The sequence below is a fragment of the Devosia neptuniae genome, assembly GCF_025452235.1.
In the GTDB taxonomy this organism is placed as follows: Bacteria; Pseudomonadota; Alphaproteobacteria; order Rhizobiales; family Devosiaceae; genus Devosia.
Genome location: NZ_CP104965.1, coordinates 2,333,721 through 2,351,230 on the forward strand (window position 1 = coordinate 2,333,721; position 17,510 = coordinate 2,351,230).

The window sequence follows — 17,510 nt, forward strand, 5'->3', positions numbered from 1 at the left end:
GCATGGCCGAGATCGCCAACGCCATCCGCTTCATCCTCAATGACGAGGAAATTGCGCTGACCGATGTGGCGGCGGACCAGACGCTGCTCGATTTCCTGCGGCTGGCAAAGCGGCTGCGTGGCAGCAAGGAAGGCTGCGCCGAGGGCGATTGCGGGGCTTGCACCGTGTTGGTCGGGCGGCTTGCCGGCGATGAGATGATCTATGACTCGGTCACCGCCTGCATTCGCTTCGTGGGGAGCCTGCACGGCACCCATGTGGTGACGGTGGAGCATTTGCGGGCCAAGGATGGCACGCTGCATCCCGTGCAGCAGGCCATGGTCGATCAGCATGGCAGCCAGTGCGGGTTTTGTACGCCCGGTTTTGTGATGAGCCTTTATGGGCTGTGGATGCGCGATCCTCATCCGAGCCAGCCGGCGATTGAAAAGGCATTGCAGGGCAATCTTTGTCGCTGCACTGGCTATGCGCCGATCATCCGCGCGGCCAAGGCGATTTCCTCCTATGGCGCGCCGGAAGCCGATCCGCTGCGGGCCGAGCGCATTGCGCTCAAGGGCAAGATCAAGGCGATCCATGATGGGCGCCGGGTCGAGATTGCCGATCAGATTATTGTGCCGGCGAGCCTTGATGATTTCGCTGCTGTTTACGAAGCCAATCCCACCGCGACCATCGTGGCCGGCTCGACCGATGTGGGCCTGTGGGTCACCAAATTCATGCGCCGCATTGGCCCGGTGATTTTCATCGGCCATCTGCAGGAGCTCAAGCGCATTGCGGAAAACGACAGCGAATTGCGGCTCTATGCTGGGGTCAGCTATTCGGAAGCCCTGCCGTCCATTGCCGCCAATTTCCCGCAGCTGGGCGAATTGTGGGATCGCATTGCGGGCGAACAGATCCGCAATATGGGCACGATCGGGGGCAACATCGCCAATGGCTCGCCGATTGGCGACACGCCGCCGCCGCTGATCGCGCTGGGGGCCAAGCTGCATCTACGGCGCGGCGAGCATCGTCGCGAGATCAGATTGGAGGATTATTTCCTCGCCTATGGCAAGCAGGATCGCCAGCCGGGCGAGTTCGTCGAAAGCGTCACCATTCCCTATCTGCCGGCGGGCGAGCATTTCGCCACCTACAAGATTTCCAAGCGGCGCGAAGAGGATATCTCGGCGCTGTGCGGGGCGTTCCGGGTTTTCGTGAGTGATGCCGGCGTGGTCGGCATGGCCCGCATCGCCTTCGGCGGCATGGCGGCGACGCCAAAGCGTGCCAAGGCCGTGGAAGCGGCTTTGGTGGGCAAGCCATGGACGCTGGAAACGGTTGAAGCGGCGATGGCTGTGTTTGGCGAGGATTATCAGCCGATTTCCGATATGCGCGCTTCGGCCGAATATCGACTGCTAACGGCGCAGAACCTGCTGCTGCGGTTTTTCCATGAGACGACTGGTCATGGACAAAGATTGCGGCGGGAGGTGGCGTGATGAACAAGCACCCGACCATCTCCCGCTCGACGCTGCACGAACCCACCCGTCACGATAGCGGGCCCAAGCATGTCTCCGGCTCGGCCGAATATATCGATGACATGATCGAGCCAGCCGGCACGATGCATGCCTATCTCGCGCTCTCGACCAAGCCGCATGCCGAGATTGTTGCTATCGACTATGCGGCGGTCAAAGCCGCGCCCGGCGTGATTGGCGTGCTCACCGCCGAGGACATTCCCGGCGAGAATGATGTTTCGCCCAGCCACAAGCATGACGAGCCGATCTTTGCCGCGGGCAAGGTGCATTTCTGGGGCCAGCCGCTGTTTGCCGTGATCGCGGAAACCCGTGATCAGGCGCGGCGGGCGGCGCATCTCGCCAAGGTTAAGTACAAGGATTTGCCGTTCGCCCTTGATGTCCGCGCCGCACAGGCCGCGGGTGGGCAATTGGTGACTGAGCCGCTTAAGCTCGAGCGGGGGGATGTCGCGGCGGGCTTTGAAAAATCGCCGCGCCGGGTCAAGGGCAGCGTCACTATTGGCGGGCAGGACCACTTCTATCTCGAGGGCCAGATCGCTATGGCAGTGCCGGGGGAGGATGAGGACGTGACGGTCTATTCCTCCACCCAGCACCCCAGCGAAGTGCAGCTGATGGTGGCTCATGTGCTCAATTCTCAGCAGCATGCGGTCACGGTGAATGTGCGCCGCATGGGCGGCGGTTTTGGCGGCAAGGAAACGCAGGGCAATCTGTTCGCGGTGGTCGCGGCCATTGCGGCCAAGAAGTGGAACCGCGCCTGCAAAATCCGCCCCGACCGCGATGACGATATGACTGCCACCGGCAAGCGGCACGATTTCGTGGTCGATTATGATGTCGGCTATGACGAGACGGGCAAAATTCAGGCGGTTGACGCCGTTTATGGCGCCCGCGCCGGATTTTCCTCGGACCTTTCCGGCCCCGTCACCGACCGGGCCTTGTTCCACGCCGACAATGCCTATTGGTATCCCGCTGTGCGGGTGCGGTCCGAGCCGCTTTATACCAATACCGTGTCCAACACGGCTTTTCGCGGCTTTGGTGGCCCGCAGGGCATGATGGCCTGCGAGCGCTGGATCGAGGATATAGCCTATGATCTGGGGCGCGATCCGCTCGATATCCGCAAGGCCAATTTCTACGGCACTGACAGCGAGAACGTGACGCCCTATCACCAGGTGGTGGAGGACAATGTCATCCATCGCGTGGTGGATGAGCTCGAGCAGTCCTCGGATTATCAGGCCCGGCGCAAGGCGATCCTTGAGTACAATGCGGGCAGCGCGATCCTCAAAAAGGGTATTGCGCTGACGCCGGTCAAGTTCGGCATTTCCTTCACCGCCACCTGGTACAATCAGGCCGGCGCCTTGGTGCATATCTATAAGGATGGCTCGATCCATCTCAGCCATGGCGGCACCGAAATGGGGCAGGGGCTCTATATCAAGGTGGCGCAGGTTTTGGCCGATGCCTTCTGCGTTGGGCTCGATGCCATCAAGATCATGGCGACCTCCACAGGCAAGGTGCCCAATACTTCGGCCACGGCTGCTTCATCGGGTTCGGATCTTAACGGCATGGCGGCCTGGGATGCGGCCAATCAGATCAAGGCGCGGCTCGTGACTCATGCGGCCAAGCTTTATCAATGTGATGAAGCGGCGGTGGAGTTTGTGCGCGGCGGCGTTCAGGCGGGCGAGCAATTCGTGGAATTTGCCGAGCTGATTGCCTCGGCGTATCTGAACCGCGTGCAGCTTTCCGCCGCCGGTTTCTATCAGACGCCGAAAATCCATTGGGATCGGGCGACCGGGCGCGGGCATCCGTTCTATTATTTCGCTTATGGCGCTTCGGTCAGCGAGGTGACGATCGATACGCTGACGGGCGAATATGTGGTGGACCGCGTCGATATCCTCCATGATGTCGGGCGCTCGCTCAATCCGGCTATCGATATCGGGCAGGTCGAGGGTGGGTTCGTGCAGGGCATGGGGTGGCTGACCACCGAGGAACTAGTGTGGGACGACAAGGGCCAGCTGCGCACCAAGGCGCCGTCGACCTACAAGATTCCGGTGGCGAGCGATGTGCCGCCGATTTTCAACGTGCGGCTGGCGGAATGGTCGGTCAACAAGGAGCCGACGATTGGCCGCTCCAAGGCGGTGGGCGAGCCGCCGTTCATGCTGGCGATGAGTGTGGTCGAGGCACTGTCCATGGCGGTGGCGAGCGTGGCGGATTACAAAATTGCGCCGAGGCTGGATACGCCGGTGACGCCCGAGCGGGTGTTGATGGGGTGCGAGCGGCTGAAGCGGGAGGCGCGGGGGTGAGATTGGTGGTCATCCCCACTGCAGAACCCCCACCCTGTCCCTCCCCTCAAGGGGGAGGGGACGCTCTCGATCACCACGCCTCATTTAGCCTCCATATTGGCGGTTTCGTCGCCTCCCTCCCCCTGAGGGGAGGGAACGAGGGTGGGGGTTCTGCGCGGCGGTTAATCTCGACCGTGGGGAGGCCACCCTATGACCCGCTCCGCCGAACTCGCCGATTTCCTCGCCGCGCACCGCACCATTATTGCCTGCGAACTGACCTCCGTACGGGGCTCGTCGCCGCGTGAGCAGGGCACGTTCATGCTGGTCAGCATGGGCTCCATCTTCGGCACGATTGGCGGTGGGGCGCTCGAATATATGGTCATTGACCATGCGCGGCGCCTGATTGCCGAGGGGCGGGCCGAGGAGGCGATGGATGTGCCGTTGGGGCCGGAAATCGGGCAATGCTGTGGGGGGCGGGTCGGCGTTAGCCTGCGCCATGCCGATGCGGGCGTGCGCGCCAATCTGGTCGGGCGCATTGCTGCCGAAGAGGCCAAGGAACCGCAGATCTATATTTTCGGTGCCGGACATGTCGGAAGGGCGCTGGCGCAGATTTTGGCGTTACTGCCGGTGCGGTCCGAAGTGATCGATACGCGGCAGGAAGAATTGAGCACTTTGCCGGCGGGTGTGGCGTGGCGGCGGGTGGCTATGCCCGAGGCTGTGGTGCGGTCGGCGCCGCAGGGAAGCAGCTATGTCGTGCTTACCCATGATCATGCGCTGGACTTCCTGATCGTCGCCGAAGCGCTCAAGCGCAGTGACAGTCCCTATGTCGGCATGGTGGGGTCGCAGACCAAGCGCGCCAAATTCTCCAGCTGGTTTCGCGGGGAAGGGGGCGATCCGGCTTTGCTCGCGCGGCTGATTTCTCCCATTGGCCGCCAAGGGCTTGGGGATAAAAGGCCTTCGGTCATTGCGGCACTGGCGGCGGCAGAAATTATGGTCCACATTGGGCAGTGGGAAGCTGAAACTGCGCGGGCACGCGCCCCCACGAAACTGGGGGCGGTGATTGGACGCTAGTATGCCGTATCGGCTGGAATTGACCGGTATCACCAAGCGCTTTCCCGGCGTGCTCGCCAACGACAATGTCAGTTTTGCGGTCAAGCCGGGCGAAATCCATGCGCTGCTGGGCGAGAATGGCGCGGGCAAATCCACCCTGGTCAAGATGATCTATGGGATCATGCAGCCTGATGCCGGCGAAATCCGCTGGGACGGGCAGGTGGTGAGCGTCGCTAATCCCAAGGCCGCGCGCAAACTCGGCATCGGCATGGTGTTCCAGCATTTCTCGCTGTTTGAAGCGCTGACGGTGCTCGAAAACATCGCGCTGGGCATGGACGCCAAAATTCCGGCGCGCGATCTGGAAGCCCGCATCCGCGAGGTGATGAGCACTTACGGCCTGCTGCTTGATCCGCATCGCACCGTGGCGACGCTGTCGGTGGGTGAGCGCCAACGCATCGAAATCGTGCGGGCGCTATTGCTCGATCCGAAATTGCTGATCATGGATGAGCCCACTTCGGTGCTGACACCGCAGGAGGTCGAGCAATTGTTCGACGTGTTGCGCAAGCTCGCGGCGCAGGGCTGTTCCATTCTCTACATTTCCCACAAGCTGCATGAAATCAAAGCCTTGTGTGATACGGCGACGATCCTGCGCGGCGGCAAGCTGGTCGATACCTGCGACCCCAAGCAGGAGACATCGCGCTCCATGGCGGAGAAGATGATCGGCGCGGGTCTCAAGGATATTGTGCGTCAGCCGGGCCGGTCCATGGGCCTGCCCAAGCTGGTCGTGTCGCGACTTTCCACCAAGAAGACCGGGCATTTCGATGTGCCGGTCGACAATGTGAGCTTTACCGTGCGGGCTGGCGAGATTTTCGGCATTGCCGGGGTTGCCGGCAATGGGCAGAACGCGCTGCTCGATGCGCTGAGTGGCGAGATCATTGGTGATGACAAGGATGCTGTGACCATTGATGGCTATCCGCTAGGCCTGCTCGATACGACGGGCCGGCGCAAACGTGGCCTCTGTGCGGTGCCCGAAGAGCGCAATGGCCATGCGGCGGTGGGCGATTTTTCGCTGAGCGATAATTCGGTGCTGACGGCGCGCGACCGGCTGGGCATGGTCATGCTGGGGCTGATCAATTCGGGCGCCGCCAAGACCTATACCGGCAAGGTGATTGCCGATTTCGCCGTCAAGGCGCTGGGGCCGGGCTCGACTGCGGGTTCGCTCTCGGGCGGGAATTTGCAAAAATACATTATGGGCCGCGAAATCCTGCAAAAGCCCAGCGTGCTGGTGGTCAGCCAGCCAACCTGGGGTGTTGATGCGGGCGCTGCTGCGGCGATCCATCAGGCGCTGGTTGATCTGGCGGCGGCGGGTTCGGCCATTGTGGTGATCAGCCAGGATCTCGATGAACTGCTGGCGCTCTGCGACACGCTGGCGGTGATCAATCTGGGGCGGCTATCGGCGTCCCAGCCGGTGGGCGAGGTGTCGGTGGAAGAGATTGGCCTGTTGATGGGCGGAGTGCATGGCACGATGGAGGTCGCCGATGCAGTTCCGGCTTGAAAAGCGCCAGGAGCCGTCGCGGCTCATGCTTTATACGACCCCGATTGCGGCCGTGCTGCTGACCATGCTGGTGGGCGCGATCATCTTTTCGCTGATCGGCTATGACGGCATTGGTGCGGTGCGCGAAATCTTCTTCACCCCGCTGACCAATGCCTACAAATGGCAGGACCTGGGCGTAAAAGCCGCGCCGCTGATCATTATCGGGGTGGGGCTCTCCATCGCCTACCGCGCCAATGTCTGGAATATCGGCGCGGAGGGGCAATACATTATCGGGGGCCTGGCCGGCACCTGGGTGGCGCTGGCCACTTACGGCATGACCGGCCCGTGGATTTTGCCGCTGATGATCCTGGCGGGGGTTGTGGGCGGGGCGTTGTATGCGGCCATTCCGGCGCTGCTCAAGACGCGGCTCAACGTCAATGAAATCCTGACGTCGCTGATGCTCACCTATGCCTCAGTGCAACTGATCTATTATCTGATCCGCGCGCCCTGGAAGGACCCGATGGGCATGGGTTTTCCGCAGACGCGGCTCTTCTCCGAGGCGGCGCGCCTGCCCAATATCATTCCCGGTACGATCGTGCATCTGGGCGTGCCCATCGCCATTGTGGTGGCGCTGGTCGCCTGGTTCATCATGTCGCGTTCGGTGTTCGGCTATCAGATGCGGGTGGTCGGCGCTGCGCCCCACGCTGCGCGCTATGGCGGGTTTTCCGAGAACAAGACGATCTGGCTGGCCATGCTGGTCAGTGGCGCGCTTGCTGGGTTGGCGGGTGTGCTCGAAGTGGCGGGGCCGTTCCAGCGCATGGTGCCGGGCTTTCCCACCAATTATGGGTTCACCGCCATCATCGTGGCGTTTCTGGGCCGGCTCAATCCGCTGGGCGTGATCTTTGCAGGCATTGTCATGGCCATCACCTTTGTCGGTGGCGAAGTGGCGCAGACCACGATTGGCCTGCCCAATGCCGCCACCGGGATTTTCCAGGCGATGGTGCTGTTCTTCCTGCTGGCGGGCGACATTCTGGTGCGCTACCGGCTCAAGCGCGTGGTCAATCAACCGGCGGCGGGGGCAGCATAGATGGATATCTATATCGCCATCATCGTCACCCTGGTTGGCGCGGCCACCCCGATCCTGATCGCGGCTTTGGGTGAATTGGTCGTCGAAAAGAGCGGCGTGCTCAATCTGGGCGTCGAGGGCATGATGCTGGTCGGCGCCATCGCCGGCTTTGCCGGGCAGTTCTATACGGGTAATCCCTATTTCGCGCTGCTGTGCGGGGCCTTTGCCGGGGCGGCCGCCTCGCTGATCTTCGGGTTCTTGACGCTGAGCCTCTCCGCCAACCAGACCGCGACTGGTCTGGCGCTGACGATTTTCGGCACCGGGTTTTCGGCGCTGGCGGGCGCGCCGTTCTCGGCCAAGCCGGTGCAGTTGATGCGGCCGCTGTTTCCGGCGGAACTGGCCACCCACCCGGTCTGGCGGGTGCTGTTCGGCTATTCATTTCCGGTCTATTTTTCGTTCTTCATGGTGGCGGCGATCTGGTGGTTCCTGCACCGTACCCGCTCGGGCCTGATCCTGCGCGCTGTGGGGGAGAATGATCTATCGGCCCATTCCATCGGCTATTCGGTCAAGGGCGTGCGCTATGCGGCGGTCATGTTCGGCGGCGCCATGGCCGGCATTGCTGGGGCCTGTTTCCCGCTGCTGCTCACGCCACAATGGGCCGAGCGCATGACGGCGGGCCGGGGCTGGATCGCGGTGGCGCTGGTGGTTTTCGCCTCGTGGAAGCCGTTCCGCCTCTTGGCCGGCGCTTATCTGTTCGGGCTGGTGATGACCATGGAGCTTTATGCCAAGGCCGGCGGCGGACCGCTTTCAGTCATTCCGTCCGAGCTCTGGGCGGCTCTGCCCTATCTCGCTACCATTATCGTGCTGGTCCTGATTTCGATCCGGCGCGACGCAACCAGCAATGCACCGGCCTGCCTCGGCAAGCCGTTTCTGCCCAGCAATTGAGCCGGCACCAATGACCGGCTCAATCGAATATCAAGACGTCAATCAGGAGAAACGAATGACCCTTTCACGGCGTAATATTCTGAAGATCGGCGGGGCAGCCGCAGCCCTGCCGCTGCTCGGCTCCAAGGCTTTCGCCCAGACCGAGCCGCTCAAGATCGGCTTCATCTATGTCGGCACCATCAACGACAATGGCTATAACTACGCCCACAACCAGGGCCGCATCTATGTCGAGGAGCAACTGGGCGACGCGGTCGAGACGACCTATGTCGAGAACGTTCCGGAAGGTCCGGATTGCGAGCGCGTGCTGCGCGAACTGGCCCAGCAGGGCAACAAGTTGATTTTCGCCACCAGCTTCGGCTTTGGTGACTCCGTGATCAAGGTTGCTCCGCAATTCCCCGACGTGAAGTTCGAGCATGCCACCGGCTATATGAAGGCCGACAATGTCGGGCTCTACAATGCGCGCTTCTATGAAGGGCGCGCGGTTTGCGGCACCATTGCCGGCCATATGTCCAAGACCGGCAAGGCGGGCTATATCGGCTCCTTCCCGATCCCGGAAGTGGTGATGGGTATCAATGCGCTGGCGCTGAGCGGCCGCCGCATCAACCCCAACTTCACCGTCAAGCCGGTCTATATCTCGACCTGGAACGACCCGGCCAAGGAAGCTGACGCCGCGCGCGCCATGATCGATCAGGGCATCGACATCATCGCCCAGCATACCGACGGTCCGGCCGCCCTGCAGGTTGCCCAGGAACGCGGCATTATCGGTGGCTTCGGCCAGGGCGCCGACATGAGCGCCTTTGCTCCGGAAACCCAGCTGACCGCCATTATCGACCATTGGGGCCCGCACTACCTGGCCTCCGCCAAGGCGGTGATCGATGGCACCTGGGTGGCCGGCGATACCTGGGAAGGTCTCAAGGAAGACGTGGTTCAGATGGGCCCCTATAACGAGAAGGTGCCGGCCGACGTCGTGGCCGATGCCGAGAAGATCCGCACCGGCCAGATCGACGGCTCGTTCCACATCTTCACCGGCCCGATCAAGGACAATACCGGTGCCGAACGCGTCGCCGCCGGCGTGACCATGACCGATGCCGAACTGCTCAGCATGGACTGGTATGTCGAAGGCGTTGAACAGCCGGTTTAAGGGTTGTTTGACTGAGTTGAGGGGGCGGGCCTGCGCCCGCCCCTTTTCACGACCACCAAGTAGACCTCATCCTGATGCTTCGACAGGCTCACCATGTCGAAGGACGAGGTCGTGGCGCGGTCGGTGGCACGACCTCGTGGTTCGACAGGCTCACCATGAGGTCTACTAAGAGGACTGGTTGATGGGCGATTTTGCAATTTTTTATGAATGGCTGATGTTTGCGGTCCGGTGGCTGCATGTCATCACGGCCATCGCCTGGATCGGCTCGTCGTTTTATTTCATCGCGCTCGACCTTGGCCTGCGCAAGACGCCGAGCCTGCCCCCGCTGGCCCATGGCGAGGAATGGCAGGTGCATGGCGGCGGCTTTTATCACATCCAGAAATATCTGGTGGCGCCCGAATTCCTGCCCGAGCACCTGACCTGGTTCAAATGGGAAAGCTATTGGACGTGGCTGAGCGGTTTCATGCTGCTGGTGCTGGTCTATTATGTCGGCGCCGATATCTATCTCATCGATCGCAACGTGCTGGACGTGCCCAATTGGGCGGCGATCCTGATCTCGATGGGCTCCATCGTGCTGGGCTTCGTGGTCTATAACCGGCTCTGCAAGTCCCCACTGGGCGAGAGCCAGAACGGGCTGATGCTGGTGCTGTTCGTGATCCTGACGGCGATGGCGTGGGGCTATACCCAGCTCTTCACCGGCAGGGCGGCAATGCTGCATATGGGGGCGTTCACCGGCTCGATCATGGCGGCCAATGTGGCCATGATCATCATTCCCAACCAGAAGATCGTGGTGGCCGATCTCAAGGCCGGCCGCGTGCCTGACGCCAAATATGGCAAGATCGCCAAGCAGCGCAGCCTGCACAATAACTACCTGACCCTGCCCGTCATTTTCTTCATGCTCTCGTCCCACTATCCGCTGGCCTTTGCCACGCAGTGGAACTGGATCATCGCCTCGCTGATCTTTTTGGTCGGCGTGGTTATCCGGCATTATTTCAACACGCGCCACGCCCGCAAGGGCAATCCGCACTGGACCTGGGCGGTGGCCGTGGTGCTGTTCCTGATCATTGCGTGGCTTTCCACCGCGCCCAAGCTGCCGGGTTCGGCGGGAGAGGAGGTGGCGTCTCGGGCGGCCGAACCCTTTCTCGCAGCCAGCCATTTCAAGGATGCCAGCCTGACCGTGCAGACCCGCTGCGCCATGTGCCACACGGCCGAGCCGGTTTGGCCGGGCATTTATGAAGCGCCCAAGAATGTCATTCTCGACAATGACATCGCGGTGGCCAATCACGCCAAGGACATTGCCATTCAGGCGGGCTATTCGCATGCCATGCCGCCGGGCAATGCCACTGAAATGACGACGGCGGAACGCGCCTTGCTGGTCGAGTGGTTCCGCGAAGGTTCGGGCCAATGAGCCGGACTATTCTACGCGGGCGGGTGCTGAGCTTTGTCAGCGAACCGCAGGGCATCGATGACACCGCGAGCTATCGCTATTTCGCCGATGGCATGGTGGTGATTGCCGATGGCAAGGTGCAGAGCGTCGGCGATTTCGATGCCGGCGTGGCGGGCGATGCCGAGATCATCGATCATCGGCCGCATCTGATCCTGCCCGGCTTTATCGATCTGCATCTGCATTATGTGCAGAGCCAGATGATTGCTTCTTATGCCGGTTCGCTGCTGGAATGGCTCAATACCTACACTTTTGTGGAGGAACAAAAGTTCAGCCAGCAGGGACATGCGGGCGCGGTGGCTGCGGCGTTTTATGACGAGCTGATCCGCAATGGCACGACGAGTGCCGTGGCATATTGCTCGAGCCATCCTCGAAGCGTCGATGCCTATTTCGCCGAGGCCGAAAAGCGCAACATGCTGATGGTGGGCGGCAAGGTGATGATGGATCGCAATGCGCCCGAAGCGCTGCGCGATAGTGCCCAATCCGGCTATGACGACACCAAGGCTTTGATCGAGCGCTGGCATGGGCGAGGCCGCGGTCTCTATGCCATCTCGCCGCGTTTTGCCATCACCTCGACCCCAGCGCAGCTGGAGGCGTCGCGCGTGCTCGTGGCCGAGCATCCCGAGTGTTATGTGCAGACGCATCTGAGCGAGAATGCCGCCGAAATCAGCTTCTCGATGGAGTTGTACCCGGATTCCCCGGACTATGCCGGCATCTACGAGGATTATGGACTGCTCGGCCCCAAGACGCTGTTGGGTCACTCCATCCATCTCAATCATCGCGAAACGCAGGTGCTGGCCGAAACGCAATCGGTGGCGGTGTTCTGCCCGACATCGAACCTGTTTCTGGGCAGCGGGCTGTTCGATCGCGAGCGGCTGGCCAAGGCCGGGGTGCGGATCGGCATTGCCACTGACATCGGCGGGGGCACCAATTACGGCATGCTGGCGACGCTGGACGAAGGCTACAAGGTGCTGCAATTGCGCGGCCAGCGGCTGACCCCGCTCAACTCCTTCTACATGGCGACGCTGGGCAATTCCCGGGCGCTGTCGCTTGAAGGCATTATCGGTTCGATCGAGCCAGGTTGTGCGGCGGATCTGGTGGTGCTCGACGCCAGCGCCACGCCGGCCATGCGGCTGCGCATGGAGACGGTGACCAGTCTGGTCGAAGAGCTCTTCCTGCTGCAGACGCTGGGCGACGATCGTTCGATTGCCGAGGTCTATGTTGCTGGCGCACGGGCGAAGTCAACTTTAGGCGGGTTGTGAGGACGCTGGCCTTGTCTTAGGGTCGGCGTGGTTTTAGCGCTGAATCTCCTGCCTGTGCCGGGCTGTCCGTTCGCTCCCTTGAGGGGCCGCGGGAAAGATCGCGCCCTATGCAATTACCTCCGACAAGGAGGAGACGAAGAAGGAACGACAATGACCTACGCGACAAAATCCGGCCTTTCAGTTCATCCCCTGCTGGTCGATTTTGTTGAGAAAGAAGCGCTCCCTGGGCTCTCCGTATCGGCCGAGCAATTCTGGAGCGGGTTTGCCGCGCTGGTGGCCGAGCATGGCCCGACCAATGCGACGCTACTGGCCAAGCGCGAGGATTTGCAGGGCCGGATCGATGATTGGCATCGCCGCTATGGCCCGGTTGCCAACAATCCGCAGGGCTACGAATTCTTCCTCCGAGATATCGGCTATGTGGTGCCCGAGCCGGCTGATTTCACCATCGAAACCACCGGGCTCGACCCCGAAATCACCACTCTTTGTGGGCCGCAACTGGTGGTGCCGGTCAGCAATGCGCGCTATGCGCTTAACGCCGCCAATGCACGCTGGGGCAGCCTTTACGACGCGCTTTATGGCACCGACGTTATCGAGCGCAGCGGCGACCTGGCGCCCGGCAAGGGCTATAATGCGGCGCGCGGGGCAGCGGTGGTCGATCGGGCCGCGAGCTTCCTCGACGAGGCTTTCCCGCTGGAAAGCGGCAGCCATCGTGACGCCACCGGCTATCATGTGATCAAGGAAGACGGCGTCCGCCGCCTGGTCGTTGATACGGCAGCAGGCCGCACGGTGCTCAAGGATCAGGCCGCGTTTGTCGGCTACGGCGGCACCGAGACCAAGGGCGAACTGGTGCTGCGCCACCATGGGCTGCATGTCATTCTGGTGATCGAGCCGGGCAGTGTGATCGGCGGATCGCATAAGGCGGGGCTCAGCGACATCATTGTCGAAGCCGCGCTGACGACGATTCAGGACTGCGAGGATTCGGTTGCGGCGGTCGATGCCGAGGACAAGGTCGGGGTCTATCGCAATTGGCTGGGCCTGATGAATGGCAGCCTGGAAGACACGTTCGAAAAGGGCGGGCGGCAGGTGACGCGCAAGCTCAATGCCGATCGCAGCTACAAGGACGTGAACGGTGCGCCGCTGGTGCTCAAGGGGCGTTCGCTGCTGCTGGTGCGCAATGTGGGCCATCTGATGACGACGGATGCTGTGCTGGCCGATGGCAGGCCGATTGGCGAAGGGCTGATGGATGCGGCGCTCACCGTGCTCTGCGCCATGCATGACACGCTCAACAGCACGACGGGCGCGATCTATATCGTCAAGCCGAAGATGCATGGGCCCGAGGAAGTGGCCTTTGCCTGCGCGATTTTCGCCTCGGTGGAAAAGATGCTGGAGCTCAAGCCGCTGACCATCAAGATCGGCATCATGGACGAAGAGCGGCGCACTTCGGCTAACCTCAAGGCCGCGATCCATGCGGCGCGGGAGCGGGTGTTTTTCATCAATACCGGGTTTCTTGATCGCACGGGCGACGAGATCCACACCTCGATGGAAGCCGGGGCGGTGCTGCGCAAGGACGAGATCAAGTCCGAGCGCTGGATCGCCTCCTATGAGGATCGCAATGTGCTGATCGGGCTGGCTTGTGGTCTTTCCGGCAAGGCGCAGATCGGCAAGGGCATGTGGGCGCGGCCCGACGATATGGCGGCGATGATGGCGGCCAAGTCCGGCCATCCCAATGCCGGGGCCAATACGGCCTGGGTGCCTTCGCCGACGGCGGCGACGCTACATGCCTTGCACTATCACCAGATCGACGTGTTCGAGGCGCAGCAGCGCCGCCACAACCAGCCGGTGCCGCCGCTTTCGGAGCTGTTCTCCATGCCGGTGCAGGCATCTTATTCGCTCAGCCGCGAGGAGATTACCCGCGAGCTGGAGAATAATGCGCAGGGTATTCTGGGCTATGTGGTGCGCTGGGTGCAGCAGGGCGTGGGCTGTTCCAAAGTGCCCGACATCAACAATGTGGGCCTGATGGAAGACCGCGCCACCTGCCGGATTTCCTCGCAGGCCGTGGCCAATTGGCTGCGCCATGGGCTGGTGTCAAAGGACGAAGTGACCTCGGTGTTCGAGCGCATGGCGGCGGTGGTCGATCAGCAGAATGCGGATGACCCCATCTACCGGCCGATGGCGGAGAATTTCCAATCGGTGGCGTTCCAGGCCGCGCTCGATCTGGCGCTGCATGGCGCCGATCAGCCCTCCGGCTATACCGAGCCGCTGCTGCACGCGGCCCGGCGCAAGGTCAAGGCGCGCGAGGTGCATTGATCAGCTGACGAAGTCGAACTTATCGACGTCGAACAGGCCGCGGTCGGTCATCTTCAAATGCGGGATGACCGGCAGCGCCAGGAAGGCGACTTGCAGGAACGGCTCCGGCAGCACGCAGCCCAGGGCGAGGGCGGCGTCGCGCAGGTGATGCAGATCTTGGGCGACGGTTTCGAAGGGGTTGAGGCTCATCAGCCCGGCGATGGGCAAAGCCAGCTCGGCTGATATTTTGCCGCCGTCGGCTACCGCGAAGCCGCCTTGCAATTGTATCAGCCGGTTGACGGCCAGGGCCATGTCTTCGTCATTGGCGCCGATGACGGTGATGTTGTGGCTATCGTGGCCGACCGAGGAGGCGATGGCGCCGCGTTGCAGGCCGAACCCTTTGACGAAGCTGCGGCCGATATTGCCGTTGCGGCCATGGCGCTCGATCACCACGCATTTGAGCACGTCCTGGGCGATGTCGGCCTGGGTGCCGCGTTCGCCAATTTCCAATGCTGCGGATTCGCGGAAGGTGAGGATGAGGCCCGGCTTGACGCCGATCACCGGGGTTTGGTTGCGGTCGGGGCGGGCGGGGATGATGAAATCGTCGGCCACGATCGTGCGGGATTTGACTGAGGTCAGGCCCACCGGCGCCACGGGTTTGCGCGCGGCAAACAGCTCAGGACGCACCAGGCGGCCGGCGGTGAGCACATCGGAAACGCGACAATCCTCAAGGCTATCGAGCAGGGCGATATCGGCGCGCCAGCCGGGGGCGAGGAGGCCGCGATCCGTAAGGCCGAAAATCCGGGCGGCGGAGTGGCTGGCGGCGCGATAGACGTGGTGCAGGGGCCGTCCCATGGCGATGAGGCGGCGGATGGAGCTATCGAGGTGCCCTTCTTCGGCAATGTCGAGCGGGTTGCGATCGTCGGTGCAAAGGGCGACGAAGCTGGAAGTGTTTTCGTCGAGGATTTCGGCCAGCGCCTTGAGATCCTTGGAGACCGAGCCTTCGCGGATCAGGATCGCCATGCCCTTGGCGAGCTTTTCGCGGGCTTCGGCGGCACTGGTCGCCTCATGGTCGGTGCGAATGCCGGCGGCGAGATAGCCGTTGAGGCTCTGACCGAGCAGCAGCGGGGCGTGGCCATCGATATGGCCATCCTGGAAGGCGACGAGCTTGGCGATGATGCCCGGATCGGCCGATAGCACGCCGGGAAAGTTCATCATTTCGGCCAGGCCAATGACCTTGGGATGGTTGCGGAAGGGCTCGAGGTCTTCGATTTCCAGCGCTGCGCCATTGGTTTCAAAACCGGTGGCCGGGACACAGGAGGAGAGGTTTACCCGTACATCCATGATGGTTTGTTCGGCGCTATCGAGGAAATAGCGAATGCCTTCGGCGCCCAGCACATTGGCGATTTCATGGGGATCGCAGATGGCGGTGGTGACGCCATGCGGCAGCACGCAGCGGTCGAATTCGAACGGGGTGACCAGGGAGGATTCGATATGCAGATGAGTATCGATGAAGCCGGGCACGGCAAAGCGGCCGGCGCCGTCGATGATGGTTTCGCTCTCGTAGCTGGCATGGGTGCCCACGATGCGGTCGCCGACAATGGCGATGTCGGTCAGCGTGACAGTGCCGGTGATAACATCGAGCAATTGCACATTCTTGATGACGAGATCGGCTGGCGCCTTGCCCTGTCCGGCCATGATCATGCGGGTGAGAAGTGCGGCAGAGGTCATCAAAATATCCTGGAATGGGCAATGGCCGAGAGTCGGCCGCTGGCCCTGCGGCGTCAAGTCCCGGCTGTGGCCGGAACCACGGCGAAGGGCGCACGTTTGCCCTAAAGCGCCAAAAGGGGAGAACCAGTTTGGAAACCTATGATCCACACAAGAACAAGACCGAGGTCCGGCAGGGCAGCCCGCGCAAGATGAATATGCGCGTGCTGGTCATTTCGCTGATCGGCATCGTTATCCTGTTCGCCATCATCTATCTCGTCTTTACCATGAGCCAGCCGAACCCGACCTGATGGCCCGCCTGATCAGAGCCAGCCGCGAGGATTTGACCATTGTCCGGCAGCGGCGCGGCAAGGGCTTCACTTATGTCGATGCCGATGGCGCCGTCATTAGCGACCGGCTGACCCGGTTGCGCGTGGCGGCTTTGGGCATTCCGCCAGCCTGGCAGCAGGTGCGGATTGCCAGTGACCCGCGGGCGCATATCCAGGCGCTGGGGGTCGATGAGGCGGGGCGCGATCAATATATCTATCACCCCGATTGGGAGCTGAAGCGCAATGGCCGCAAGCTGAAGCGGCTGGCGACGTTCCCCGTCGTCCTGCCCAAAGTGCGGCGCAAGGTGCGGGCGGGGCTGAATGCGCAAACCGGCAGCCGTGAACTGGCGCTGGCCATCGCGGTGGCGTTGATCGACAAGACGGCAATGCGAGTGGGGCGCGAGAAATATCTCGAAACCAGCGGTACACGGGGCGCGGGAACATTGTTTGCGCGCGACGTGAAGGTGGTTGGGGACGAAATCAGCGTGAGTTTTGCGGCTAAGGGCGGCAAGCGGGCGGATTATCGCTTTACCGACAAGGCGCTGGCTGCGGCCCTGAGCCGGATCCAGCAATTGCCGGGCAAGCGTCTTCTGGTCTATCGCGGCGAGAGCGGCACGGTCCGGCCGATCCAGACCGGCGCCATCAATGACTATCTGCGCGAGCTGGCAGGGGTGGATATTTCGGCCAAGGATTTCCGCACCTTCCATGCCAGCGTCATGGCCGCAGAGGCGCTGGCCCGCATGGAGAGCGGGGGCTCGATGTCGGCGCGGCGGCGGCAGATGGCGCAGGTGGCGCGTGAGGTTGCCGAGCAATTGCGCAATACGCCGGCGATTTGCCGGAAATCCTATATCGCGCCGTGCCTGTTCAAGCTGTTCGACCAGGGCAAGCTGCAGGCCCTGTGGCTCGAAGCCGGCAAGGGCCGGCCCGGGCTTTCCACGCGCGAGAAGCGGCTGGGTGTCGTGCTAGCGGCCGTCGGGTAA

General features: G+C 62.2%; 13 protein-coding genes. 12 read left to right on the top strand and 1 reads right to left on the bottom strand.

Going from position 1 to position 17,510, the window contains the following annotated elements:
* Nucleotides 1-2: 2 nt before the first annotated feature.
* The 10 genes from xdhA (at nucleotide 3) to N8A98_RS14255 (ending at nucleotide 14,515) form a co-directional block, all read left to right on the top strand.
* A complete protein-coding gene (gene xdhA / locus N8A98_RS14210) occupies nucleotides 3-1,460 on the top strand; it encodes a xanthine dehydrogenase small subunit (protein ID WP_262166277.1) in 1,458 nt (485 codons plus the stop codon).
* Nucleotides 1,460-3,787 (top strand): xanthine dehydrogenase molybdopterin binding subunit, encoded by a 2,328-nt coding sequence (gene xdhB, locus N8A98_RS14215; protein WP_262166279.1) that lies wholly within the window; start codon nucleotides 1,460-1,462, stop codon nucleotides 3,785-3,787. The genes xdhA and xdhB overlap by 1 nt, the downstream gene beginning before the upstream one ends.
* A gap of 189 nt (nucleotides 3,788-3,976) precedes the next feature.
* Nucleotides 3,977-4,837, top strand: coding sequence for a xanthine dehydrogenase accessory protein XdhC (xdhC, locus tag N8A98_RS14220; RefSeq protein WP_262166281.1), 861 nt, complete (start codon nucleotides 3,977-3,979; stop codon nucleotides 4,835-4,837).
* A gap of 1 nt (nucleotide 4,838) precedes the next feature.
* Nucleotides 4,839-6,371, top strand: coding sequence for an ABC transporter ATP-binding protein (locus tag N8A98_RS14225; protein WP_262166282.1), 1,533 nt, complete (start codon nucleotides 4,839-4,841; stop codon nucleotides 6,369-6,371).
* A complete protein-coding gene (locus N8A98_RS14230; RefSeq protein ID WP_113120866.1) occupies nucleotides 6,355-7,437 on the top strand; it encodes an ABC transporter permease in 1,083 nt (360 codons plus the stop codon). The genes N8A98_RS14225 and N8A98_RS14230 overlap by 17 nt, the downstream gene beginning before the upstream one ends.
* Entirely contained in the window at nucleotides 7,438-8,361 is a 924-nt protein-coding gene (locus N8A98_RS14235) for an ABC transporter permease (protein WP_113120867.1), read from the top strand.
* A 55-nt stretch (nucleotides 8,362-8,416) separates the two neighbouring features.
* Complete coding sequence (locus N8A98_RS14240) at nucleotides 8,417-9,502, top strand: BMP family ABC transporter substrate-binding protein (RefSeq protein ID WP_113120966.1); 1,086 nt, start codon at nucleotides 8,417-8,419, stop codon at nucleotides 9,500-9,502.
* Between the two features lie 181 nt (nucleotides 9,503-9,683).
* The gene (locus N8A98_RS14245) at nucleotides 9,684-10,910 is read left to right on the top strand and encodes a urate hydroxylase PuuD (protein WP_262166286.1); all 1,227 of its coding nucleotides are present in this window, start codon (nucleotides 9,684-9,686) and stop codon (nucleotides 10,908-10,910) included.
* On the top strand, nucleotides 10,907-12,208 hold the full coding sequence (gene guaD, locus N8A98_RS14250) for a guanine deaminase (RefSeq protein ID WP_262166288.1): 1,302 nt from the start codon (nucleotides 10,907-10,909) through the stop codon (nucleotides 12,206-12,208). The genes N8A98_RS14245 and guaD overlap by 4 nt, the downstream gene beginning before the upstream one ends.
* Before the next feature lie 150 nt (nucleotides 12,209-12,358).
* Entirely contained in the window at nucleotides 12,359-14,515 is a 2,157-nt protein-coding gene (locus N8A98_RS14255; RefSeq protein WP_262166289.1) for a malate synthase G, read from the top strand.
* On the opposite strand, the gene ade is transcribed toward N8A98_RS14255, so the two are convergent.
* Nucleotides 14,516-16,225, bottom strand: coding sequence for an adenine deaminase (gene ade, locus N8A98_RS14260; protein WP_262166291.1), 1,710 nt, complete (start codon nucleotides 16,223-16,225; stop codon nucleotides 14,516-14,518). It abuts the gene before it with no gap.
* 128 nt (nucleotides 16,226-16,353) lie between these two features.
* Here ade and N8A98_RS14265 point away from each other — a divergent pair, with 128 nt between their 5' ends.
* Nucleotides 16,354-16,512, top strand: coding sequence for a hypothetical protein (locus N8A98_RS14265; protein WP_262166293.1), 159 nt, complete (start codon nucleotides 16,354-16,356; stop codon nucleotides 16,510-16,512).
* A complete protein-coding gene (locus tag N8A98_RS14270) occupies nucleotides 16,512-17,510 on the top strand; it encodes a DNA topoisomerase IB (RefSeq protein ID WP_262166294.1) in 999 nt (332 codons plus the stop codon). The genes N8A98_RS14265 and N8A98_RS14270 overlap by 1 nt, the downstream gene beginning before the upstream one ends.